We start from the raw sequence: 21,627 nt of genomic DNA on the forward strand, positions 1-21,627 counted from the left end.
ACATACCGAACACCGGAGATCGAATGGCTACAGTGGCATCCTCCCGCACCCAGCCCACCCACAAGGAATATGTCTTCGAGTGGGAAGGCAAGGACCGCAACGGCAAGCTGGTACGTGGCGAACTTCGTGCGGCCGGCGAGAACCAGGTGCAGGCCGCGCTGCGTCGCCAGGGCGTGCTCGCCTCCAAGATCAAGAAGCGCCGCATGCGCTCGGGCAAGGCGATCAAGCCGAAGGACATCGCGATCTTCACGCGCCAACTGGCCACGATGATGAAGGCAGGCGTGCCGCTGATGCAGTCGTTCGACATCGTGGGTCGCGGCAATGCCAACGCGAGCGTTGCCAAGCTGCTCAACGACATCCGCAGCGACGTGGAAACCGGTACGTCGCTCTCATCCGCGTTCCGCAAGTTTCCGAAGTACTTCGACAACCTCTATTGCAACCTGGTGGAGGCTGGCGAAGCGGCGGGTATTCTGGAAGAACTGCTGGACCGGCTGGCCACCTACATGGAGAAGACCGAGGCGATCAAGTCGAAGATCAAGTCGGCGCTGATGTATCCCACCTCCGTGATCGTCGTGGCCTTCGTGGTAGTGGCGATCATCATGATCTTCGTGATCCCGGCGTTCAAGGAAGTGTTCACATCGTTCGGTGCCGACCTTCCTGCACCTACGCTGTTCGTGATGGGTGTTAGTGAATTCTTTGTTGCTTACTGGTGGCTTATCTTCGGTAGCCTAGGTGGTGGTATTTACTTCTTCCTACAAGCGTGGAAGCGCAACGAGCGCGTACAAAGATTCATGGACCGACTGTTACTGAAGATCCCGGTCTTCGGCGTCCTCATCGAAAAATCCTGCGTCGCCCGCTGGACCCGCACCCTGGCCACCATGTTCGCTGCCGGCGTCCCGCTGGTCGAAGCGCTCGACTCCGTGGGCGGCGCTTCGGGCAACACCGTCTACGGCGACGCCACGGCGAAGATCCAGCAGGAGGTGTCCACCGGCACCAGCCTCACGGCCGCCATGACCAACGTCAACCTGTTCCCGTCCATGGTGATCCAGATGACCGCCATCGGCGAGGAATCCGGCTCCATCGACCACATGCTCGGCAAGGCCGCCGACTTCTATGAATCCGAGGTGGACGACATGGTCGCCGGTCTCTCCAGCCTGATGGAGCCGATCATCATCGTCTTCCTCGGCACGATCATCGGCGGCATCGTGGTCTCCATGTACCTGCCCATCTTCAAGCTCGGCCAGGTCGTTTGATGCTGGTTTCGCGGGAGTTCGACACCGCTTTCGCCGGTGTCCTGGGGTTGTTGATCGGAAGCTTCCTGAACGTCGTCATCTACCGCGTGCCGGTGATGATGTATCGGGAATGGCTCGCCGACGCAGTCGCCAATCTGATGTCCTCCAAGGAGGCGCCGTCGCTGTGGACGCTCGCCTTCGGGCCGAAGGTCGTGGCACCCGCGGGGTTGGAGGCCGCGGCCGACAAGGCCGCCGACCTCGTAGAGAAGCAGCCTCCTTTCGACCTGATGCGCCCTGCTTCGCGCTGCGGTGCCTGCGGCCACCGGATCCGCTGGTACGAGAACATCCCCGTGCTGAGCTACGCCGTGCTGCGCGGGCGCTGCTCTTCGTGCAAGACTCCGATCAGCCTGCGCTATCCGCTGGTCGAGCTGATCTCCGGCGCCCTGTTCGCCCTGTGCGCCTGGCGTTTCGGCATCACGCCCGCCGGGGCGCTGTGGGCGGCGTTCGGGGCCCTCCTGATCTGCCAGTTCCTGATCGATTTCGACACGCAGTTCCTGCCCGATTCGCTCAACTACCCCTTGCTGTGGCTTGGGCTGATCGGCGCGGCCATGGGCTGGACCGGCGTCTCCCTGGGTTCCGCCGTCTGGGGCGCCGTGTTCGGCTACCTGAGCCTGTGGCTTGTGTACCATGCCTTTCGCCTGGTCACGGGCAAGGAAGGCATGGGCTATGGAGACTTCAAGCTGCTGGCTGCGCTGGGTGCATGGCTCGGTGCCGACTACCTCATCGCGATCATCCTCGTCTCTTCGCTGGTGGGCGCGGTGATCGGCATCGCATTGCGCGTCGCCGGCAAGCTGGCGCACAAGGACATCCCGATCGCCTTCGGCCCCTTCCTGGCCGGCGCGGGCCTCGTCTGCCTGGCGGCAGGCCCGGAAGTCGTGAGGCAGTGGATTCCGTTCGCCTTCCCCCTGGGCGCACTGATCCGCTGACATCCGCATGGTGGTGCGGCGCATCGGCCTGACGGGCGGTATCGGCAGCGGCAAGAGCACCGTCGCCGGGCTCCTGGTGGCCCAGGGAGCGGTTCTCGTGGACACGGACGCCATCGCGCGGTCCATCGCACTGCCGGGCGGCATCGCGATGCCCGCGCTGGAGGCCGCCTTCGGCCCTGGCGTCATCGACGCGGCCGGCGGCCTGGACCGTGCCGCCATGCGTCAGATCGTGTTCGCGGACGCAGGCGCCAAGGCCCGGCTCGAATCCATCCTCCATCCGCTGATCGGAGCCGAAACCCAGCGGCAGGCCGCGGCCGCCGGCGAGGATGCGGTCGTCGTGTTCGACGTTCCCCTGCTGGTCGAGTCCGGGCGCTGGCGCGCCATCGTCGACCGGGTGCTGGTGGTCGACGCCACCGAGGAAACGCAGTTGGAACGCGTCGTTGCACGCTCCGGCTGGGCGCCGGAGGCGGTCAAGGCGGTGATCGCGCAGCAGGCCACCCGACGGGCGCGCCGGGCGGCGGCGGATGCCGTGATCTACAACGAGTCCCTGACCCTGGAGGAACTCGCTCAGGAGGTCCGGGGTTTCTGGGAAAGGTGGGCTAAGTCGGGCACGCGATAATTTGGGGTTGACGCCGCGACGGCAAAAGGACGATCACGTCAAACGGCGCATGCCCAAGCGCCCCTCACGATGCTTTTCAATTCGTACCCCTTCATCTTCGTTTTCTTCCCGCTGGTCCTGATCGGCTTCTTCCTGATCGGTGCGCGCAGCCCCCGGTCGGCGGCGGGGTTCCTGGCACTGGCCTCCCTCTTCTTCTATGGCTGGTGGAGCGTCAAGGCGCTTCCGCTGCTGCTGGGGTCGATCTGCGTCAACTACTGGTTCGGGCTGCGGCTCACCCCCTCGCCCAGCCGCGAGGACAAGTACCGCAAGACGCTGCTGATCGTCGCGCTGGTGGTCAACCTCGGGGTGCTGGCGGTCTTCAAGTACGCCAACTTCTTCCTCGAGAACATCGATGCCGGGTTGGCCGCTGCGGGCCTGCCGCAGATCGACCTGGTGCACATCGTCCTGCCGATCGGCATCTCGTTCTATACCTTCACCCAGATCGCTTTCCTGGTCGACTGCTGGCAGGGCAAGGTGCACGAGCGCAGCTTCATCCACTACGTGCTGTTCGTGACCTACTTCCCGCACCTGATCGCGGGCCCGGTGCTGCATCACGCGCAGATGATGCCGCAGTTCAACAACCCGGCCACCTACCGGATCAACGCCAACAACATCGCGCTGGGCCTGGGCATCTTCGTCTTCGGCCTGGGCAAGAAGATGCTGATCGCCGACCCGATGGGCCAGTACGCCGACATGATGTTCAAGGGCGTGCACGAAGGCGTGATGCCTTCCCTGTACACGGCGTGGTTCGGGGTGCTGGCGTACACGATGCAGATCTACTTCGACTTCTCGGGCTACTCCGACATGGCCGTGGGCCTGTCGCTGTGCGTCGGGGTGCAGCTGCCGCTCAACTTCCGCTCGCCCTACAAGTCGACCAACATGATCGAGTTCTGGCGGCGCTGGCACATCTCGCTGTCGACCTTCCTGCGCGACTACCTCTACGTGCCGCTGGGCGGCAACCGCAAGGGCCCGGCGCGGCGCTACATCAACCTGTTCCTGACGATGCTGCTGGGCGGCCTGTGGCACGGCGCCGCCTGGACCTTCGTGATCTGGGGCGCGCTGCACGGCTTCTACCTGATGGTCAACCACTTCTGGAACGCCAAGGTGCGGCGCGGCAGGACCGAGACCACCTGGTACGGCCGCGTGATCGGATGGTTCATCACCTTCGTCTGCGTGATGATCGCCTGGGTGGTGTTCCGCGCCGACAGCATGTCGGCCGCCATCGAGATCTACAAGGGCATGCTGGGCATGCACGGTGCCCCTGTGTCGGCCTTCAGCGAATTCCGCGTGCCGTTCCGCAAGCCCGAGTTCTTCCAGACTCTGCTCGTGGCCATCGTGATCTGCCTGGCGCTGCCGCCCACGATCACGCTCGACCGCTGGATTCCTGCGGTCGCAGGCCTGGCCGGTCGCCCGCGCCTGCAGCGCCTGGCCACCTGGGTCACCGGCCTGGGCTGCGTCTACCTGTTTGGCCTGTGCGTGTCGAAGTTCGGCAGCTACAGCCCCTTCCTCTATTTCCAGTTCTGAAATGAAACTCCCCCAGGCTTCGCGCAATTCGTGTCGCTTCTCCAACCCCCTCGCCGGGGGCGACGCCGGTGGCCCGGCAAAGCCGGTTCCACGGCGTCCCGCGAGTGGAGCGCGCTCGATTCATGCAGCGCAGATCAGGCGGAGCGCGGTGGGGGGCTGAGATGGAAGACACGAAATCGGCCAAGACCTGGCTTCGCATCTTCGCCGCGGGCTACCTGGTGTGCTGCGCCTTGCTGCTCGTCAGCCTGCTCACGCCCATTCCGTACGGCGACCTGACCCGCATCGGGCGCATTTCCGAGCGCGAGTTCGGCTGGCACGAGCCGCCGCCGCCCATTCCCGACGCCGACGTCAAGACCTGGCCCATCACCGAATCCGACATCCTGGTGATCGGCGACAGCTTCTCGGTACGCTACGCCTGGCAGTCGAAGCTCGTGGGTGCGGGCTACAAGGTCACCACCACGCACTGGGACAACCTGGGCGGCGTGCTCTGCGACGACTTCTCGGGCTGGCTCCAGAAGTCAGGCTTCAAGGGCAAGGTGGTGATCGTCGAGAGCATCGAGCGGCTGCTTTCCGACCGCATCGAGAAGTCCGAGTCGTGCAGGACCATGAAGCACGCGTTCAAGCCGACGCCGCCGCCCTTCGAGAACCCGTCCAGGCCAGCCCCCGGCTTCCAGCTCAACTGGGACGCTCAGCTGCTCAGCGGCTGGCTGACCTACAAGAACACGAAGGAGATCCTGGCCTCCGACAGCTGGACCAACACGCCCGAGCGCTGGGGCCCGCTGATCGACGCACGCGTGGTGCCCGACGGCTGCAAGCAGTTCAGCCATCGCGCCTGCGACAAGCTGCTGATGACCGCCGAGGACCGCGTCAATCCGGCGCTGACGGCCGAATCCGCGAAGTTCATGAAGCGCTTCGAGAGCACCGCAGCGCCCTACAAGGTGGTGTGGATGGTCGTGCCCAACAAGACCAGCGTGTATTTGCAACAAAACCATGCCGACGAGTTCCGGGCTGCGTTCAACCCGCAAAATATCGGACCGGACCTGTTCGCGCTGGCGGAACAGAATCGCTTCAAGATGAAGGATCTTTTTCCTGCCAACGAGACACATGTGTCGACCCGGGGTTACATTCTTTTCGGGGAGCGTATGCTGGAGGCTGTGCGCGAGGTGTTCCCGCCACCGGCCCCCAAGACGCAATGAGCCCGAACCCGACGTGAAAAACCGATACGCGTGATCCTCTACGAGTACCCCTTCAACGAGCGCATCCGCACGTACCTGCGGCTCGAGCACCTGTTCCGCCGCCTCGGCGAGCTGGTGCCGGCCGAATCTCCCCTGTCGCACCACTACGCCCTGGTCACGATCTTCGAGATCATGGACGTCGCTGCGCGCGCCGACCTCAAGGCCGACGTGCTGCGCGACCTGGACAAGCACAAGAACGTCTTCAACGGCTACCGGGGCAATCCGGCGATCGCCGAGGCCGTGCTCGACCAGGTCATCGGCCAGCTCGAAGGCAACTTCGCCGCGCTCAACAGCGTCGCCGGCAAGGCCGGCCAGGCGCTGACCGAGAACGAGTGGCTCATGAGCATCCGCAGCCGCGCCGGCATTCCGGGCGGCACCTGTGAATTCGACCTGCCTGCCTACTACGCCTGGCAGCACCGCCCGGCCGCCAGCCGGCGCGCCGACCTGGAGCGCTGGTCGAACACGCTGTCGCCGCTGGCCTCGTCGATCTACCTGCTGCTCAAGCTGCTGCGCGACGCCGACGTGCCCTACAAGGTGATCGCGGTCAACGGCCAGTTCCAGCAGAACCTGCCCCAGGGCCGCAGCTTCCAGCTGCTGCGCCTGCGCATCGACCCCAAGCTGGGGCTCATTCCTGAAATCAGCGGCAACCGCCTCATGGTCTCGGTGCGCCTGATGCGCCACGACAAGGACGACCGCCTGCAACAGAGCTCGGAAGACGCGCCCTTCGAGCTCACCCTCTGCGCATGACCGTTGGCGTGAATGAAAGGGGCGAGCGCATCGTGCGCTGCCCGACCTGCGGCGGCGACAGCATCTACGCCCCCAGCAATGCCTACCGGCCCTTCTGCAGCGCGCGCTGCAAGGGCATCGACCTGGGCGCCTGGGCCAGCGAGGAATTCCGCATGCCGGCCGAAGCGCCGCCGGACGACGAGCCTTTCGGCGATCCCAAGATCCAGTAAGCAGAAAGAAACGGCGGACCGGCAGGCCGATGAGGCCGCACGGTGCAGCGGCTGGTTATTTGCCGGCCACGCCATCGTCCAGCAGCGCCGGATCGATGTACGTCGCGAAGCTGCGCGCATAGCGCGGCCTCAGGTGGCCGATGTCCTTGTAGGCCGGCGAACCGTCGTCGGGCATGCTGCGGATGCATTCGCCGCCAGCGCACAGGCTGGCGAAGGGCTCTATGACCCGCGCGCCGTTGGCCTCGGCCACCTGCTTCAGGCGTGCATTGAACTGCGCCTGGTCCTGCGGCATCGGTGCCCTGAGCCGTCCGGATTCCGCTGTCATGCGTCCCAGGCGGCTTCCCTCGATCTGCCGCAGCGGATCGAAATCCATTCCCACCGGGTTGCCGAGCACCAGGTAGACCGGCTTGACCGCCGACAGCCGCTTCAGCACCTCGCCCAGCGACCTGAGCGACTGCTCGATCCCGTCGCCGCCGATGAACGGGTGCACGGCCTTGCGGTCGTCGACGAAGTAGTTCACCGTCGGACCGGCGCCGGTGAAGTAGCAGCTCCAGCACGCACCCAGCACGACCGAGTCGATCTCGGGCTTGAGCGCCAGCTCGAGCACCGCGGTGCGCCGCTCGTCGCAGCCGGTGTCCAGGCCGCTGAACAGGCCCGGCACCGGCGGGCACGAGCCCTTGGTCGCGAAGTAGATGGTGCGCGCCTTGTCGGGCTGCGTACGCACCAGCTCGAGCGCGCGGGGCGCGTACTGCTCGACGTGGCTGTCGCCGATCAGCAGCACGTTGCGCTTGCCGCTGCCGGCACGGTAGACGAACTGGTTGCCCAGCGCGGCTTCCTCGAAGCCGTCGTAGTAGTTGTCCTCGCGGGTCGCGTCGGCCACCGCCTGCAGGGCCGGGCTGTCGTGGCGCGGCGTCGGCGTGCCCAGGAAAACAATGACGCCGGCCAGCGCCAGCGCCGCGCCCGCACCCGCCAGCCCGCGCAGTATCGCCTGCGAGAGGTGCAGCTTGACGAAGCGCTCCAGGAAGCGATACGTGGCCCAGGCCAGCACGATCGAGGCCACCGCCAGCACGATGCGCAACTGCAGCGGCGGCTCGCCGCCGGTCACGATGCGCGCGTAGGACAGCAGCGGCCAATGCCAAAGGTAAAGCGGATAGCTGACGAGGCCGATCCACACCATCACCCGGTTCGACAGCAGGTACTTGTTCAGCACCCCGCCCGGCCCCGCCGCGATGCAGCTCGCCGCGCCGAGTACCGGCAGCAGCGCCCACCAGCCCGGGAACGCCTTCGTGCTGCGCGTCATGAAGAGGCCGAGCACGATCAGCGCGATGCCGACGATCGACTGCAGGTGCCTCTTCCACACGCGGCCGCCCGCCTGCCCCTGGCCGGCCGCCGCGGCGGCCTGCAGCTGCATGACCGCCAGCAGCCCGCCCGCCATCAGCTCCCAGGCGCGCGACAGCGGCGAATAGAAGGCGGCAGCGCGGTGCGGCTGCACCGTCAGCACGTTGACGAGAAAGGAAACCGTCGCCACCGCCAGCGTCACGCGCAGGATCGGCCAGCGCTTGCGCCAGGCCAGCCCCAGCAGCAGGGGCCAGAAGATGTAGAACTGCTCCTCGATGCCCAGCGACCACAGGTGCAGCAGCGGCTTGGTCTCGGCCGTGGCGTCGAAGTAGCCGGCCTCGCCCAGGAAGACGAGGTTGGCGAAGAAGGCGGCGCCGCCCGTCGTCTGCTTGCCCAACTGCGAGAACTCGCCCGGCAGCAGCACGTACCAGCCGAAGGCCAGCGTCGCCAGCAGCACCAGCACCAGCGCCGGGAAGATCCGCCGGATGCGGCGCGCATAGAAGTCGCGGTAGCTGAAGTCGCCCGCCGCCAGGCTCTGCAGGAGGATGGTCGTGATCAGGAAGCCCGAGATCACGAAGAAGATGTCGACGCCGATGAAGCCGCCCGGCAGCAGGCTCGGGAAGGCGTGGTACGCCAGCACCGAGCCGACCGCGATGGCTCGCAGGCCGTCGATGTCCGGGCGGTACTTGGGATGCATGGTCGCTGGGTCTTCTTCGATCGGTCGGTCGGCTGCGGGCGAAGGGCCGATCAGCGCGACGGCTGCTGCGCCGGGGCGCTGCGCACGGTGCGGTCGAAGTAGCTCGCCTCTTCGCGCGTGTAGCGCGGCCGCAGGTGGTCGGCGTCCTTGTAGGCAGGCGCGCCGTCGGGCAGCGTGACAAGGCAATGGCTGCCGTCCCTGCACAGCACCGCCATCGCATCGATGGGCTCCGCGCCGCTCGCCTCGGCGATGGCGCGCAGCCTGTCGTTGAGCGCCTTCTGGTCGGCCGGCAGCGGCGCGGTCGGCGCGGAGGTCATGGCTTCCATGTGAGTGAGGCGGCTGCCTTCGATCAGGCGCTTGGGCGTGAACTCGGGGCCGCCGGGGTTGTCGAGCAGCAGGAAGACCTTCTTGTGCCGTGCCAGCTCGCGCAGCGTGGCTTCCAGCGAGGCCAGCGAGCGCTCGATGCCGTCGCCGCCCTGGAACGGATGGACCTTGTTGTCGGGTCCACGGAAGTAGTACTCCAGCGCGCCGTGGCCGACGAAGTAGCAGTTCCAGCAGCCGCCGATCACCACCGAGTCGACCTCGGGCGTCAGGGCATAGGCCAGCATCGCGTCGCGCCGCTCGGCGCAGCCGATGTTCTTGTCGGCTTGCACGCCCGGCACCGCGGGGCAGGCGCCCTGGGTCACGAACCAGGCCGACCTGTCGGGCATCGACAGCGTGCGGGACAGCTCCATGATGCGCGGCGCGTACTGCTGCACGTGGCTGTCGCCCAGGAAGAGCACGCGCTTCGGCCCACCGCCGGTCTTGTAGACCAGCTGCTCGCCGATCTGGTCGAGCTTGAAGCCGGCGTAGTAGTCGGCGTCCAGCGTGGCGTTGGCGACGATCTGCAGCCGCTCACTGTCGTTGCGGGGTCCGGGCACGCCGAAGAAGATCGCGGTGCCCAGCGCGGCGATCAGCACCATGCCCGCGCCCAGCGCCTTGAGGACGCCCGTGCCTGAGCGACTTCGGGTATGCCGCTCCACGAAGCGGTAGGTGGCCCAGGCCAGCAGCACGGCGGCCACCATCGCACAGGCGCGGTAGACCGGCGAGGGATGCAGCGGGTCGGCCTCGACGATGCGCACGAAGGCCAGCAGCGGCCAGTGCCACAGGTACAGCGGATAGCTGATGAGGCCGATCCACACCATCACCCGGTTCGACAGCAGGTACTTGTTGAGCACGCCGTTCGGCCCGGCGGCGATGCAGCTCACCGCGCCCAGCGTAGGCAGCAGCGCCCACCAGCCCGGGAAGGACTTGTTGCTGCGGATCATCACCAGCCCCAGGACGATCAGCCCCACGCCCAGCGCCGACTGCAGGTGGCTGCGCCACGCGCTCGGCGCCGGCGGCTTCAGCCGCATGCAGGCCAGGATGCCGCCCACCATCAGCTCCCAGAAACGGGAAGCCGGCGAGTAGAACGACGCTGCCGGCAGCGGATGCACCGTGGTCACGTTCACCAGGAACGAGACCGCCGCCACCGCCAGCACCACGCGCACGATCGGCCAGCGCTTGCGCCAGGCGAGCCCCAGCAGCAGCGGCCAGAAGATGTAGAACTGCTCCTCGATGCCCAGCGACCACAGGTGCAGCAGCGGCTTGGTCTCGGCCGCCGTGTCGAAGTAGCCCGACTCGCCCCAGAACACGAAGTTGGCGACGAAGGCGGCGCCGCCCACGGTCTGCTTGCCGAGCTCGGCGAACTCGTCGGACAGCAGCAGGTACCAGCCCGCGCACAGCGTGGCGAACAGCACCACGATCAGCGCCGGGAAAATCCGCCGGATGCGCCGCGCGTAGAAGTCGCGGTAGCTGAAGTCGCCCGCCGCGAGGCTCTGGAGAATGATGGTCGTGATCAGGAAGCCCGAGATCACGAAGAAGATGTCGACCCCGATGAAGCCGCCCATCAGCGCCGTCGGGAAGGCGTGGTAGACCAGTACCGAGCCCACGGCGATTGCCCGCAGGCCGTCGATGTCCGGACGGTACTTGGGATGCATCAAGCGATCAGCTGGCCGGCGCGTCGGCAGGCGCGACCACCGGCGGCGCCACGAACGGCAGGCCGCGCTCTTCCGACAGCCACTGCAGCACCGGGAACGCGCCCGGCAGCACCGGCGCCACGTCCAGCGGCAACTGCTGCCAGGCCATGCGCTGGCCTTCGCGCATCTCGAACTCGCCGCTCCAGGCCGTGACCTTGCACCAGTGCAGACGCACCAGCGCGTGCGGATAGTCGTGCTCGGTCACCTTCCAGACCTCGGCGCCGTCGATGGTGATGCCGAGCTCTTCCTGCAGCTCACGCCGCAGCGCCTCCTCGACCGTCTCGCCCGCCTCGATCTTGCCGCCGGGAAACTCCCAGAAGCCCGCGTAGGCCTTGCCCTCGGGCCGGGTGGAAAGCAGCAGCGCATCGTCGGACAGGCGGATCAGCACGCCGACCGCGACCTCCGTGTGCTTGCGGGCCTGTTCGCTCACGCCTTGCTCCGCCCCGCGTAGTCACGCGCGAACTGGTAGGCCACGCGGCCGCTGCGCGAGCCGCGCTCCAGCGCCCACACGAGCGCCTCGGGCCGCGCCGCCGCGATGGTGGCGTCGTCCATGCCGAACGACGAGAGCCACTGGCCCACGATCGTCAGGTATTCGTTCTGGCTGAAGGGATAGAAGCTCACCCAGAGGCCGAAGCGCTCCGACAGCGAGATCTTTTCCTCGATCACCTCGCCGGGGTGGACTTCGCCGTCCTCGGTGTGGGTGTACGAGAGGTTGTCCTTCATGTACTCGGGCAGGAGGTGGCGCCGGTTGCTGGTCGCGTAGATCAGCACGTTGGGCGTCGAGGCCGCGATGGAGCCGTCGAGGATCGACTTCAGCGCCTTGTAGCCCGGCTCGCCCTCGTCGAAGCTCAGGTCGTCGCTGAACACGATGAATTTCTCGGGCCGCTGCGAGACCACCTCGACGATGTCGGGCAGGTCGGTGAGCTCGGCCTTGTCCACCTCGATCAGGCGCAGCCCCTGCGGCGCGTAGGTCTGCAGGCAGGCGCGGATCAGCGACGACTTGCCCGTGCCGCGCGCGCCCGTCAGCAGCACGTTGTTGGCGGGCTTGCCCTCGACGAACTGCTGCGTGTTGCGCGCGATCTTTTCCTTCTGGACGTCGATTTCCTTCAGCGAATCGAGCGACATCGCCGCCACGTGCTTCACGGGCTCGAGCACGCCGTGGCCCGAGCTGCGGCGGCGATAGCGCCAGGCGATGGACGCGTTCCAGTCGGCGGGCTCCGCCAGCGGTTGCGGAAGGATCGATTCGATGCGGGTGATGAGCTGCTCGGCGCGTTCGATCAGCCGTTGGAACTGCTCGTTCATCTGCGCCCGCCCGACCGCCCGAAGGGCGTAGAGCGCCCCCTCGGGGGGCAGCGACGACACGAAGTGCGGAGCGTGGGGGTCATCAGGATCTGTAATCGGCGTTGATCGTCACGTATTCGTGGCTGAAGTCGCAGGTCCACACGGTTTCGCTGGCCTTGCCGCGGCCCAGGCCGATGCGCACCGTGATCTCGCTCTGCTTCATCACGCGCTGGCCGTCCTCCTCGCGGTACGACGGGTTGCGCCCGCCCTTGACGGCCACGTGCACGTCGTCGAGGAACAGGTCGATGCCAGTCTGGTCGAGGTCGGCGATACCCGCGTAGCCCACGGCCGCCAGGATGCGGCCCAGGTTCGGGTCGCTGGCGTAGAAGGCCGTCTTGACCAGCGGCGAATGCGCCACGGCATAGGCCACCTGCCTGCACTCGGCGGCGTCCTTGCCGCCTTCGACCTGCACGGTGATGAACTTGGTCGCGCCCTCGCCGTCGCGAACGATGGCCTGCGCCAGCTTTCGGGCAACCTCCTGCATGGCGGCCACGAGGGCCTTGCCGTCGGCGGAGTCGAGCGAGGTGATGGCCGCGTGGGCGGCCTTCTGGGTCGCGATGACCACGAACGAGTCGTTCGTGGAGGTGTCGCCGTCGATGGTCACGCGGTTGAAAGAGGCATCGGCCAGCTGCTTCGCCAGCGGCTGGATCAGCGAGGGATCGATCTTCGCGTCGGTCGCCAGGAAGCCCAGCATGGTCGCCATGTTCGGGCGGATCATGCCGGCGCCCTTGCTGATGCCGGTGATGGTGACGGTGGCGCCGCCGACCTGCACCCGCTGGCTGAATGCCTTCGGAATCGTGTCGGTGGTCATGATGCCTTCGGCCGCGCGCGCCCAGTTGTCCTCCCTGGCATCGGCCAGGGCGGCGGGAAGGCCGGCCTCGATGCGGTCGACGGGCAGCGGCTCCATGATCACGCCGGTGGAGAACGGCAGGATCTGCTCGGGCGAGATCTCCAGCTTGCGCGCCAGCGCGATGCAGGTGGAGCGGGTGCGCATCAGTCCGTCTTCACCGGTGCCTGCATTGGCGTTGCCGGTGTTGATGACCATCGCGCGGATGCCGTGGTTCGCGGTCAGGTGGTCGCGGCAGACCTGCACGGGCGCGGCGCAGAAGCGGTTCTGCGTGAACACGCCGCCGACGGCCGAGCCCTCGTCGATCAGCACGACCGTCAGGTCCTTGCGATTGGCCTTGCGCACGCCGGCTTCGGCCACGCCGATGCGGACGCCGGGCACCGCGAACAGGGCGGCAGGATCGGGAGCGGACAGGTTCACGGGCATGGCACTTATTCCTTCTGGCGTATCAATCTTTCATCGGCACCGACACGACGCACTCTTCGTCGCCCGGGATACCGCGGAGCCGGCCTTGCCGGTCCGCCGGCATCGCCCCCCGCGAGGGGCCGGCGGCCACACGGAGTGCGGCGCGCCTGCGGGAGTATCCCTACTTCAGGTGAGCTTGCCGTGGCACTGCTTGTACTTCTTACCGCTGCCGCAGGGGCAGGGGTCGTTGCGGCCGACGCGGGCGAAGGCGGCGGCACCCGCGGCAAGCCCGGTGGCGGCGGCGCGGCGCTGGCTCTCCTCGTCGACGCGGACTTCGACCTCGCCCGTCTCGGTCGGCGCCGAGTAGGTGATGTTCGAGACGTTCTCGCCGCGGCTCTCCAGCGCTTCGGCAGCCTCCTCGAGCTGCTCGCTCGACTGCACGCGCACCGTCATGAGCTGGCGCGTGACTTCGTTCTTGACCGAATCGAGCAGCTGGCCGAAGAGTTCGAAGGCCTCGCGCTTGTATTCCTGCTTGGGTTGCTTCTGCGCGTAGCCGCGCAGGTGGATGCCCTGGCGCAGGTAGTCGAGCGATGCCAGGTGTTCGCGCCAGTGGGTGTCGATGCTCTGCAGCAGCACCATGCGCTCGAACTGGGTGAAGTTCTCCTGGCCGATCAGCGCGACCTTGGCGTCGAAGGTCTCGTTGGCGGCCTTGAGCACCTTCTCGACGATGTCCTCGTCGGAGACGGCCTCGGAAGCCTCGACCTCCTTCTTGAGCGGCATGTCGATGCCCCACTCGTTGAAGAGCGTCTTCTCCAGGCCTTCGAGGTCCCACTGCTCCTCGACCGACTCGGCCGGCACGTACTGGCGCACGAGGTCGGTGAAGCAGCCTTCGCGCAGCGCGGCGATCTGCGCCGTGAGGTCGCCCGCGTCGAGGATGTCGTTGCGCTGCTGGTAGATCACCTTGCGCTGGTCGTTCGACACGTCGTCGTACTCGAGCAGCTGCTTGCGGATGTCGAAGTTGCGCGCCTCGACCTTGCGCTGCGCGCTCTCGATGCTGCGCGTGACGATGCCGGCCTCGATCGCTTCGCCGTCGGGCATCTTCAGGCGGTCCATGATCGCCTTCACGCGGTCGCCCGCGAAGATGCGCATCAGCGGATCGTCCAGGCTCAGGTAGAAGCGCGAGGAGCCGGGGTCCCCCTGGCGGCCCGAACGGCCGCGCAGCTGGTTGTCGATGCGGCGCGACTCGTGGCGCTCGGTGGCGATGATGCGCAGGCCGCCGAGCGACTTCACGAACTCGTGGTCCTTGGTCCACTCGGCGCGGATGTGGGCGATGTCGGCCTGCTTGGCCGCCTCGTCGCGGCCTTCGTCGTTCTCGATGGCCTCGATCATCTTCTCGATGTTGCCGCCCAGCACGATGTCGGTACCGCGGCCGGCCATGTTGGTCGCGATGGTGATCATCTTCGTGCGGCCGGCCTGCGCCACGATGTCGGCCTCGCGCGCATGCTGCTTGGCGTTGAGCACCTGGTGCGGCAGGCCCGCCTGGGTGAGCAGGCCGTCGATGATCTCGGAGTTCTCGATGGACGAGGTGCCCACCAGCACAGGCTGGCCGCGCTCGTAGCACTCGCGGATGTCCTGGATCGCCGCCTCGTACTTCTCCCGCGTGGTCTTGTAGACGCGGTCGAGCTGGTCCTCGCGCTTGCTCGTGCGGTTCGGCGGGATGATGACGGTCTCGAGGCCGTAGATCTCCTGGAACTCGTAGGCCTCGGTGTCGGCCGTGCCGGTCATGCCGGCGAGCTTGGAATACAGGCGGAAGTAGTTCTGGAAGGTGATGGAGGCCAGGGTCTGGTTCTCGGCCTGGATCTCCACGCCTTCCTTGGCTTCCACGGCCTGGTGCAGGCCGTCGCTCCAGCGGCGGCCGCTCATGAGGCGGCCGGTGAACTCGTCGACGATCACCACCTCGCCCTGCTGCACCACGTAGTGCTGGTCGCGGTGGTAGAGGTGACGGGCGCGCAGCGCCGCGTTCAGGTGGTGCATCAGCGTGATGTTGGCCGGGTCGTAGAGCGACGCGCCTTCGGGCAGCAGCTTGAATTCGCTCAGCAGGCGCTCGGCGTTCTCGTGGCCGTCCTCGGTCAGGAACACCTGGTGCGTCTTCTCGTCGACCGTGAAGTCGCCGGGCACCGTGACGCCCTCGCCGGTGCGCGGGTCGGCTTCGCCTTCCTGCTTCTTGAGCAGCGGCACCACCTTGTTGATGGCGAGGTAGAGATCGGTGTGGTCTTCGGCCTGGCCGCTGATGATCAGCGGCGTGCGTGCCTCGTCGATCAGGATCGAGTCCACCTCGTCGACGATCGCGTAGTTCAGCCCGCGCTGGACCCGGTCGCCCGGCTCGTAGACCATGTTGTCGCGCAGATAGTCGAAGCCGTACTCGTTGTTCGTGCCGTAGGTGATGTCGCTGCGGTAGGCGGCCTGCTTTTCCTCGCGCGGCATCTGCGGCAGGTTGATGCCCACCGTCAGGCCGAGGAAGTTGTAGAGGCGGCCCATCCAGGTCGCGTCGCGGTTGGCGAGGTAGTCGTTCACCGTGACCACGTGCACGCCCTTGCCGGACAGCGCATTCAGGTACACCGGCAGCGTGGCGGTCAGCGTCTTGCCTTCGCCGGTGCGCATTTCGGAGATCTTGCCGTTGTGCAGCGCCATGCCGCCGAGCAGCTGGACGTCGAAGTGGCGCATCTTCATGACGCGCTTGGAGCCCTCGCGCACCGTGGCGAAGGCTTCGGGCAGCAGGGCGTCGAGGGTCTCGCCCTTGGCGATGCGGTCCTTGAACTCCTGGGTCTTGGCGCGCAGTGCGTCGTCGCTGAGCTTCTCGAACGCGGGTTCGAGCGCATTGATGCGTTCCACCGTCTTGCGATACTGCTTGAGCAGCCGGTCGTTGCGACTGCCGAAAATCTGGGTCAGGAAGTTGGTTGCCATGGGTGGAGATGGGCGGGCGCCTGATGAGGTACGGCAGGCACTTCGACCGGATTCCCTAAGATATGGTGAAAGCAGTTGGGCGCGCTTTCCATGAAAGCAAGCAGCCTTTTCCCGGCGCAAGCACCGGCAAACCGGGCATTTTAGCTGTCTTGTTTCTAACCCCTGGATTACCGATGTATCGCCGACTTCCCCCCGCCATTTCACTGCAGGAAGCTGCGGAAGGCGCCCCCACGCTGGGCAGCCTGATGGCACGTGCGCGCGACACTGCCGAACGGCTGAAGGCCGTGGAAGGCCTGATCCCGCCGGCCATGCGCCCGGCCGTGCAGGCCGGGCCGGCCGAGGGCGACGTCTGGTGCCTGCTGGTCAAGGGCAGCGCCGCCGCTGCCAAGCTGCGCCAGCTCTCGCCGATGCTCGTGACCCGCCTGAGAAACCGGGGCTGGAACGTGGCGACGATCCGGATCAAGGTGCACACGGGGCGCTGACCGGATCGCCTCTCGCTCATTTTTGATTTTTTGTCTGGAGATAGATAGTATTTCCAGATGACATCCTCCATCGCGCCCGCCGACGCCCGGCTCCTGCTGCTCGACAAGAACCAGGTCGACGCCCTCCTCTTCCACGACGACGTGCTCGGTGCGGTGCGCGAGGCCTTCATGCTGCACAGCGACCGCGAGGGCCGCGTATTCCCGGTGGTGCGCGAGGCGCTGGGGACCGGCGGCGTGTTCGGCATCAAGTCCGGCGACGTGCAGGCCCAGGGGCTGCTCGGATTCAAGGCGGCGGGCTTCTGGCCGGCCAATCGGCAGCGCGGCGGCGAACCCCATCAGGCGACGATCATGCTGATCGACCCAGCGACAGGCCGGCCGCTGTGCGTCATCGACGGCAACACGGTGACGACCGTTCGCACGGGCGCAGCCGGCGGACTCGGCCTGCAGCGTCTCGCGCGGGCCGACAGTGCGCGGCTCTGCCTCTTCGGCACCGGCGTGCAGGCGCACATCCAGCTCGACTTCGCACTGCGGCTGATCCCCTCGCTGCGCGAGGTTCTCTATGTGGGTGCGAACGGCGGGCGCAACGCCGCCTTCGAAGCCCGCTTCGCCGGCCGCTGCAGCATCGCGCCGGCGCACGACCGCAACGCGGCCGTGGCGGGAAGCGACATCGTGATCACTGCCACGCCGGGCGCAGGAGCCCTGTTCGAGCTCGATGCCGTACGGCCCGGCACGCACCTGAACTGTGTCGGCGCCGACACCCGCGGCAAGCGGGAGCTGCCGGAAGGCCTGCTGGAACGCGCGCGCCTGTTCGTCGACGACCGCATGCAGGCCCGGCAGATCGGCGAGACGCAGTGGGCGCCCGGCACCGAATGCGTGGAGCTGGGCGACCTGCTCAGCGGCAAGGCTGCCTTCGAGCGGGCGCCGCAAGACATCACCGTCTTCGACATGACGGGCCTCGCGCTGCAGGACCTGACCGTCGCGCGCCTTCTTCATGCGCGCGCTGCCGAGACCCAGACAGGCACGCGCATCGCCTGGCCCTGGTGAAGCTGTTCAAAGGGCGCGCGCAATGCCGCGCCCCGTGTGCAGCGCGTCTTAAAAGCGTGATTTTTGTTGCAGACACAAGAACATTTCAGCCCCTGTGCGCCGACTCCCTCTTGGCATTTTTTGTCATCAATGCGCTGCACGACTGTTTTGACGGCGAGATTCCTCTGAAGAGAAAAATCGAAATCGCGGACTTCTTCTCGCTCAAAAAAAGAAGGCCGCAATCTGGAAATACTTCAAGCGCGGAAGAATGCCATTAATTGACATTAATGGTCATTGTCCGAGCCGATTTCCACCCGATACATTCCGCAGCCTCGAAGTCTTGACGGAGCTTGGCAACGCACCTCTCCGCGAGTTTCATCGCCGAATAAACACAGAGAGGTTGGAATGATTTCACTCGAGCCCTGTAGCTAGCTCACGCCTCGCCACTCGCCCGCTGAACGGCGCCGGCAAGCAGCCGTCGGCGAGGCCGATTTCCCGAAGCCGGGAAATCCATCTTTCACCCGCAAACCGAATTACGCCCGATTCCGGCACTGGAATCAGGCCGTCTCGTCACGCGCATCGAGTCCGCATTTCCTTTTTGGAAGATCAATTCAAAGAAAAAGCCATGAGCAATTCCTACAGAAACACACGCGCCGGCCGCATGAGCTTCAGGCTGTCAGCCGTCACCGCGGCAGTTCTCGCCAGCGGGCTGCAGTTCTCGCCGCTCGCAGCCAACGCCTCGACCTATGCCCCTGCCAATTGCAACAGCACGGGCACCGCGACCATCGGGCGCGTGACCGTCACCGGCACGAACAGCATGCCGGTCGACGGGACCGGTCCCTGGTCCAACATCACCGGCTGCAACTCGAGCGGCAACAACCTCGAAGGCGTGACGGTGTATGGCAGCTATTCGCAGGGCACGGGAGACGGGTCCACCGCCATCGGCTTCTCCGGCACCGCGGGCAAATGGGCCACCGCGACCGGGCTCTCGAGCAACGCGTCGGGAACCGGGAGCGCCGCCTTCGGCTACGACGCGCAGGCGCAGGGGCTGAACTCGGCCGCGATCGGCGCGGCGTCCACTGCAAACGGCCAAGGTGCCGTGGCCCTGGGCAGCGGCGCCTCCGCGAAGTACGACAACTCCGCCGCCATCGGCGCCGGCAGCACCACCTCCAACTCGCTGGCGAGCCTGCAGGGATCACCCACCTACGCGCCAGCCGCAGGAACCGCGGTCGCAGCCGCGACACCGTCCGGCGAGCTGTCGGTAGGCAGCAGCGGCAGCGAGCGCAGGGTCACCAATGTCGCCGCCGGCGGCGCCCCGACCGACGCGGTCAACGTCAGCCAGCTCTCGACCGCCACCGCTTCGCTGTCGACCAGCCTGGACACGACCAACGGGACCATCGCGAGCCTGTCCACATCCACGGCAGGCAGCATCGGCAGCCTCTCGACCGGCCTGAACACGACCAACGGCGCCCTCGCAAGCCTGTCGACGTCCACTGCGGCCGGCATCGGAAGCCTCTCCACCGGCTTGTCCACCACCAACGGCAACCTGCGCAGCCTGAGCACCTCGGTCAGCACCATCTACAACACGGGCACCAGGTACTTCCACACCAGGTCGACGGCGGGCGACTCGATGGCCAGCGGCGACAGTTCCGTGGCGATCGGCCCGCAGTCGGAAGCCAGCGGTTCCAACTCCCTTGCGGCCGGCACGGGTGCCAAGGCAGCAGCCAACAGCGCAGTGGCCGTGGGCTCCCACGCCCTCGCGACGGGCGCGAACGCGATCGCCATCGGCACCGGCGCGCTGGCCGCGGGCTCGCAGGCCATCGGCGCGGATTCGCGCGCAGGGGGCGGCGGCACCGCTCTGGGCGATGGTGCCGATGCCGGTGGAACCTCGCTGAGCCAGGCACCGCGGATCGCCAGGGGCACCGCCATCGGCTTCGGCGCGGTGGTGCAGCAGAGCGAGGGCGTGGCGCTGGGCGCCGGCTCGGTGGCCGCCACCGGTGCCGGCGTGGCCGGATACGTGTCTCGCAATGCATCGGCGCAGCATCAGGCTGCCGTGAAGGCGACGACCAGCACGCAGGCGGCGGTCTCGGTCGGCGACGCGTCCGGCGGCCGGCTCCGCCAGATCACCGGCCTGGCTGCCGGCACGGCGGACAGCGATGCGGCGAACGTGGCACAGCTCAAGGCATCCGAAGCCGCCTCGCGGGCCAGCAGCGCGCAGTACGCGACCAACCCCGATGGCTCGGTCGACCACAGCCAGCTCGTGCTGGGCAACGGTCAGGCACCGGGCGGCACGCGCATCTCCAATGTGGCGCCGGGCGTGCTTCCCACCGACGCGGTCAACGTGAACCAGCTCAACCAGCTGCGCAGCCAGGTCGCCGACGTCGCGCGCATCGCCTACACGGGCACGGCAATGGCCATGGCCATGTCGGGCACCTACCTGCCCACGCTCGCCCCGGGCGAGAAGACGGTGGGCGTCGGGGTGGGCAGCTACAAGGGCTACAGCGCCGTGGCGCTCACCTTCAAGGCGCTGGCCGGCGACGGAAGGACGTCCTGGGGCGCGGGCATTTCGACCACCGGCAAGGAATGGGGTTTGAACGCCGGCGTGGGCTGGAAATGGAAATGAGGGCTCGGAGGAAATAGAGCCAATCAGGGAGCGAGCCGGCAACGAATCGGCAAGCAAGAGGATGGCCCCCATGCCGATTGGCGTGGGGGCCATTTTTTTTAAGCGACCCTACCCGGCTGCAGCGTCCGCGAAGAGCCCGGTCATGAACTGCGTCGACTTGAGCCCGGTGCCCGTCAGCAGCGCCACCGTCGTCTCCGTGCCTTCGATGTCGCCGCGCTGCGCCAGCACGTCGATGGCCGCCGCGGCGGATGCGGAAGTGGGCTCGGCATAGAGGCCACAGGCTGCGAGCCGGCGCACCGCCGCCGCGATCTGCTCCTCGGTCAGTGCGACGGTCCTGCCGTTGGTCTCGCGCAGGGCCTGCATGATTTCCGGCAGCCGCACGGGCCGCTTGATCGCCGTGCCTTCGGCGATCGTCGGCTGCACGGCGCGCTCCACCAGGGTGTCGACGCCCGCGGTAAAGCTTGCGTCGATCGGCGAGCAGTTCAGCGGCTGGGCGACGAAGATGCGCGGCAGCTTCGCGATCTGCCCCGCCGCCAGCAGCTCCTTGAAGCCGATCCAGCAGCCGAGCACGTTGCTGCCCGCGCCGGTCGGGATCACGACGTTGTCCGGCGCCTCGAAGCCCAGGTCTTCCCAGAGCTCGTACGCCAGCGTCTTCGTGCCCTGCAGGAAGAACGGATGCCAGTTGTGGCTCGCGTAGAAGATCGACTCCGACTGCCGCACCGCCTCGTACTCGGACTCCTCGCGCGGCCCGGGCACCAGCTGCACCTCGGCGCCGAAGGCGCGGATCTGTGCCACCTTCGGCGCGGGCGTGTAGCTCGGCGCAAGCACCTTCACCCGCATGCCGGCCGCCGCGCCCGCAGCCGCGATGGCCGCGCCACCGTTGCCCGAGCTGTCCTCCAGCACCGCGTCGACGCCGATCTGGCGCAGGAAGGACATCATCACCGCCGCGCCGCGGTCCTTGAAGCTGCAGGTCGGGTTGAACCACTCGAGCTTGAAGTACGGCTCGAAGCCGCCCCAGCGCTTCTGCACCAGCGGCGTACAGCCCTCGCCCATGCTCGCGGGACGGTCGATGGCCACCGGCAGCGCCGCGCGATAGCGCCACAGCGAACGCGTGCGTGAATCGATGTCGTCTCGCCCGATGCCAGGCAGCGGCGTGACCAGCATCGGGTTGCCGTCGTCCGAACGCCAACGGCGCTCCGACAGCTCATGGTGCCTGCCGGTGCGAGGGTCGACGTAGCGTGCGCGTTCTGTCATTCGTG

The 21,627-nt window shown here is 67.0% G+C and carries 18 protein-coding genes; 11 read left to right on the forward strand and 7 right to left on the reverse strand.

Features of this window, described 5'->3' with window-relative positions; translation table 11 throughout:
- Window positions 1-23 precede the first annotated feature (23 nt).
- The 7 genes from ACTJLF_RS26945 to ACTJLF_RS26975 all read left to right on the forward strand — a co-directional run bounded on the left by ACTJLF_RS26945 (window position 24) and on the right by ACTJLF_RS26975 (window position 6,591).
- A complete protein-coding gene (locus ACTJLF_RS26945; RefSeq protein WP_440884270.1) occupies window positions 24-1,253 on the forward strand; it encodes a type II secretion system F family protein in 1,230 nt (409 codons plus the stop codon).
- Window positions 1,253-2,218 carry a prepilin peptidase gene (locus ACTJLF_RS26950; protein WP_440884271.1) on the forward strand — a complete coding sequence of 322 codons (966 nt, stop codon included), beginning with the start codon at window positions 1,253-1,255 and terminating at the stop codon, window positions 2,216-2,218. Before ACTJLF_RS26945 ends, ACTJLF_RS26950 begins: the two co-directional genes overlap by 1 nt.
- Before the next feature lie 7 nt (window positions 2,219-2,225).
- The gene (gene coaE / locus ACTJLF_RS26955; protein WP_165940874.1) at window positions 2,226-2,837 is read left to right on the forward strand and encodes a dephospho-CoA kinase; all 612 of its coding nucleotides are present in this window, start codon (window positions 2,226-2,228) and stop codon (window positions 2,835-2,837) included.
- Between the two features lie 69 nt (window positions 2,838-2,906).
- A complete protein-coding gene (locus ACTJLF_RS26960; protein ID WP_019656537.1) occupies window positions 2,907-4,400 on the forward strand; it encodes an MBOAT family O-acyltransferase in 1,494 nt (497 codons plus the stop codon).
- 161 nt (window positions 4,401-4,561) lie between these two features.
- Window positions 4,562-5,596, forward strand: a complete 1,035-nt coding sequence (locus ACTJLF_RS26965; protein ID WP_019656536.1) for a hypothetical protein — start codon at window positions 4,562-4,564, stop codon at window positions 5,594-5,596.
- Window positions 5,597-5,626: 30 nt separating this feature from the next.
- On the forward strand, window positions 5,627-6,382 hold the full coding sequence (zapD, locus tag ACTJLF_RS26970) for a cell division protein ZapD (protein ID WP_019656535.1): 756 nt from the start codon (window positions 5,627-5,629) through the stop codon (window positions 6,380-6,382).
- Entirely contained in the window at window positions 6,379-6,591 is a 213-nt protein-coding gene (locus ACTJLF_RS26975; RefSeq protein WP_019656534.1) for a DNA gyrase inhibitor YacG, read from the forward strand. The genes zapD and ACTJLF_RS26975 overlap by 4 nt, the downstream gene beginning before the upstream one ends.
- 55 nt (window positions 6,592-6,646) lie before the next feature.
- Here the strand turns inward: ACTJLF_RS26975 and ACTJLF_RS26980 are convergent, their stop codons facing one another.
- From ACTJLF_RS26980 to secA, 6 genes are all read right to left on the reverse strand, one after another.
- Entirely contained in the window at window positions 6,647-8,626 is a 1,980-nt protein-coding gene (locus tag ACTJLF_RS26980) for an acyltransferase family protein (protein WP_132799326.1), read from the reverse strand.
- A gap of 50 nt (window positions 8,627-8,676) precedes the next feature.
- Complete coding sequence (locus ACTJLF_RS26985) at window positions 8,677-10,644, reverse strand: acyltransferase family protein (RefSeq protein WP_440884272.1); 1,968 nt, start codon at window positions 10,642-10,644, stop codon at window positions 8,677-8,679.
- A gap of 7 nt (window positions 10,645-10,651) precedes the next feature.
- On the reverse strand, window positions 10,652-11,113 hold the full coding sequence (locus ACTJLF_RS26990; protein WP_126183044.1) for an NUDIX domain-containing protein: 462 nt from the start codon (window positions 11,111-11,113) through the stop codon (window positions 10,652-10,654).
- Window positions 11,110-11,985, reverse strand: coding sequence for an ATP-binding protein (locus ACTJLF_RS26995; protein WP_019656530.1), 876 nt, complete (start codon window positions 11,983-11,985; stop codon window positions 11,110-11,112). Before ACTJLF_RS26995 ends, ACTJLF_RS26990 begins: the two co-directional genes overlap by 4 nt.
- An 82-nt stretch (window positions 11,986-12,067) precedes the next feature.
- Window positions 12,068-13,297: a bifunctional glutamate N-acetyltransferase/amino-acid acetyltransferase ArgJ gene (gene argJ, locus ACTJLF_RS27000; RefSeq protein ID WP_440884273.1), complete on the reverse strand. Its 1,230-nt coding sequence runs from the start codon at window positions 13,295-13,297 to the stop codon at window positions 12,068-12,070.
- Window positions 13,298-13,462: 165 nt separating this feature from the next.
- Window positions 13,463-16,240, reverse strand: coding sequence for a preprotein translocase subunit SecA (gene secA, locus ACTJLF_RS27005; protein ID WP_019656528.1), 2,778 nt, complete (start codon window positions 16,238-16,240; stop codon window positions 13,463-13,465).
- A 173-nt stretch (window positions 16,241-16,413) separates the two neighbouring features.
- Between secA and ACTJLF_RS27010 the strand changes: the two genes are divergently transcribed.
- From ACTJLF_RS27010 to ACTJLF_RS27025, 4 genes are all read left to right on the forward strand, one after another.
- On the forward strand, window positions 16,414-16,722 hold the full coding sequence (locus ACTJLF_RS27010; RefSeq protein WP_132799322.1) for a hypothetical protein: 309 nt from the start codon (window positions 16,414-16,416) through the stop codon (window positions 16,720-16,722).
- Between the two features lie 57 nt (window positions 16,723-16,779).
- Window positions 16,780-17,766, forward strand: a complete 987-nt coding sequence (locus ACTJLF_RS27015) for an ornithine cyclodeaminase family protein (RefSeq protein ID WP_440884274.1) — start codon at window positions 16,780-16,782, stop codon at window positions 17,764-17,766.
- Window positions 17,763-18,023 carry a hypothetical protein gene (locus ACTJLF_RS27020; protein ID WP_440884275.1) on the forward strand — a complete coding sequence of 87 codons (261 nt, stop codon included), beginning with the start codon at window positions 17,763-17,765 and terminating at the stop codon, window positions 18,021-18,023. The genes ACTJLF_RS27015 and ACTJLF_RS27020 overlap by 4 nt, the downstream gene beginning before the upstream one ends.
- 347 nt (window positions 18,024-18,370) lie before the next feature.
- On the forward strand, window positions 18,371-20,368 hold the full coding sequence (locus tag ACTJLF_RS27025; protein ID WP_440884276.1) for a YadA family autotransporter adhesin: 1,998 nt from the start codon (window positions 18,371-18,373) through the stop codon (window positions 20,366-20,368).
- Between the two features lie 108 nt (window positions 20,369-20,476).
- On the opposite strand, the gene ACTJLF_RS27030 is transcribed toward ACTJLF_RS27025, so the two are convergent.
- The gene (locus ACTJLF_RS27030) at window positions 20,477-21,622 is read right to left on the reverse strand and encodes a threonine synthase (RefSeq protein WP_126183040.1); all 1,146 of its coding nucleotides are present in this window, start codon (window positions 21,620-21,622) and stop codon (window positions 20,477-20,479) included.
- Between the last annotated feature and the right edge of the window lie 5 nt (window positions 21,623-21,627).

Source organism: Variovorax sp. 22077, from assembly GCF_052044195.1.
In the GTDB taxonomy this organism is placed as follows: Bacteria; Pseudomonadota; Gammaproteobacteria; order Burkholderiales; family Burkholderiaceae_C; genus Variovorax; species Variovorax atrisoli.

Coding starts and splice junctions, on each gene's coding strand:
- ACTJLF_RS26945 (WP_440884270.1), top strand. CDS start 24: ATGGCTACAGTGGCATCCTCCCGCACCCAGCCCACCCACAAGGAATAT.
- ACTJLF_RS26950 (WP_440884271.1), top strand. CDS start 1,253: ATGCTGGTTTCGCGGGAGTTCGACACCGCTTTCGCCGGTGTCCTGGGG.
- coaE (WP_165940874.1), top strand. CDS start 2,226: ATGGTGGTGCGGCGCATCGGCCTGACGGGCGGTATCGGCAGCGGCAAG.
- ACTJLF_RS26960 (WP_019656537.1), top strand. CDS start 2,907: ATGCTTTTCAATTCGTACCCCTTCATCTTCGTTTTCTTCCCGCTGGTC.
- ACTJLF_RS26965 (WP_019656536.1), top strand. CDS start 4,562: ATGGAAGACACGAAATCGGCCAAGACCTGGCTTCGCATCTTCGCCGCG.
- ACTJLF_RS26975 (WP_019656534.1), top strand. CDS start 6,379: ATGACCGTTGGCGTGAATGAAAGGGGCGAGCGCATCGTGCGCTGCCCG.
- ACTJLF_RS26980 (WP_132799326.1), bottom strand. CDS start 8,626: ATGCATCCCAAGTACCGCCCGGACATCGACGGCCTGCGAGCCATCGCG.
- ACTJLF_RS26985 (WP_440884272.1), bottom strand. CDS start 10,644: ATGCATCCCAAGTACCGTCCGGACATCGACGGCCTGCGGGCAATCGCC.
- ACTJLF_RS26995 (WP_019656530.1), bottom strand. CDS start 11,985: ATGAACGAGCAGTTCCAACGGCTGATCGAACGCGCCGAGCAGCTCATC.
- argJ (WP_440884273.1), bottom strand. CDS start 13,297: ATGCCCGTGAACCTGTCCGCTCCCGATCCTGCCGCCCTGTTCGCGGTG.
- secA (WP_019656528.1), bottom strand. CDS start 16,240: ATGGCAACCAACTTCCTGACCCAGATTTTCGGCAGTCGCAACGACCGG.
- ACTJLF_RS27010 (WP_132799322.1), top strand. CDS start 16,414: ATGTATCGCCGACTTCCCCCCGCCATTTCACTGCAGGAAGCTGCGGAA.
- ACTJLF_RS27015 (WP_440884274.1), top strand. CDS start 16,780: ATGACATCCTCCATCGCGCCCGCCGACGCCCGGCTCCTGCTGCTCGAC.
- ACTJLF_RS27025 (WP_440884276.1), top strand. CDS start 18,371: ATGAGCAATTCCTACAGAAACACACGCGCCGGCCGCATGAGCTTCAGG.
- ACTJLF_RS27030 (WP_126183040.1), bottom strand. CDS start 21,622: ATGACAGAACGCGCACGCTACGTCGACCCTCGCACCGGCAGGCACCAT.